Source organism: Pontibacter sp. LHS1, assembly GCF_058932855.1.
Genome location: NZ_JBZYWF010000030.1, coordinates 1 through 1,184 on the forward strand (window position 1 = coordinate 1; position 1,184 = coordinate 1,184).

The following is a 1,184-nucleotide window of genomic DNA, read 5'->3' on the forward strand; positions in this document are numbered from 1 at the left end:
TGTAGCGTCCTGAAATAGGTTGACACAAAAGTTGACTTATATGGAAGGAACAAGCAAGAAGGGCTTTTTAAGGAAGAGCCAAAAGGACTACAGTCTGGCATTCAAGCTGTCGGTTGTGGACCAGGTAGAAAGAGGGCTGCTGACCTACAAACAGGCTCAGGCCAGGTACGGCATCCAGGGGCGTTCGACTGTTTTGGTGTGGCTGCGTAAACACGGGCAGTTAGACTGGAAAAGCAAAACGCCCATGAAAGCCAAGCAGCCGCCCAAAAAGAAGATCCACGAGCTGGAAGCCAGGATCAAGCGCCTGGAGGAGGAGAAGATGATCCTCAACCGGGCCATCGACATTGCCGACGAGCAGTTCGGCACCAACATCCGAAAAAAGTATTTGCCCCTCTCGCAGCAAGCTTTCCGGCCAAAGGGGCAGCCAGAACCACCCGAAAGCAACTAGCCCAGAGCCTGGGCTTCAGCCGCCAGTACCTCTACAAGCTGCAAAAGCAGGAGGCCAAAACAACTGCCCTCCAACAACAGGTCCGGCAACTGGTCTGCGAGCAGCGCAAGCTCTTGCCGCGCCTGGGCACCCGCAAGCTGCAGGTGAAGCTGCAGCCTGTTTTTAAAAGCCGGGGCATCAAGCTGGGCAGAGACAAGCTCTTTGGCTGCCTCAGGGAGTTTGACCTGCTCATAAAGCCCGGCAGGCGCTACGTGCAGACGACCCTGTCGCGGCACCACCTGCGCAAGCACCCCAACCTGGTCAAGGGATTGCTGCCGCAGTTTCCCGAGCAGGTCTGGGTTTCGGACATCACCTACGTCAAAACCCGGCAGGGCACCTGTTACGTGAACCTGGTCACCGACGCCTTCAGCCGCCGGATCATGGGCTACACGGCCGCGGCAGACATGGAGGCCGTGAGCATGGGCCGGGCCCTGGTGATGGCCCTGGGGCAGAAGCAGACCGCGGCTGCCACCATCCACCACTCCGACCGGGGGCTGCAGTACTGCTCCCGCCACTATGTGCAGATGGCCACAGGCAGGGGGCTGCGCATGAGCATGACCCAGGACTCGGACCCGTATGAGAACGCGCTGGCCGAGCGCATGAACAGAACGCTCAAGGAGGAGTTCGGGCTGGGCAATACGCTGGAGAACCTGGGGCAGGTGAAGCTTTTACTGGCCCAGGCCGTAGAACTTTATAA

The 1,184-nt window shown here is 58.8% G+C and carries 2 protein-coding genes; both read left to right on the forward strand.

Annotation, left to right across the window (positions count from 1 at the left end):
* Positions 1 to 40: 40 nt before the first annotated feature.
* On the forward strand, positions 41 to 448 hold the full coding sequence (locus AC5FXQ_RS21730) for a hypothetical protein (protein WP_493604508.1): 408 nt from the start codon (positions 41 to 43) through the stop codon (positions 446 to 448).
* A gap of 38 nt (positions 449 to 486) precedes the next feature.
* Positions 487 to 1,184: IS3 family transposase (locus AC5FXQ_RS21735; RefSeq protein WP_493604509.1), on the forward strand; the 698-nt coding region annotated here is incomplete at its 3' end.

Excerpts from the sequence above, each read along its gene's own strand:
- AC5FXQ_RS21730 (WP_493604508.1), top strand. The coding sequence starts at position 41 with ATGGAAGGAACAAGCAAGAAGGGCTTTTTAAGGAAGAGCCAAAAGGAC.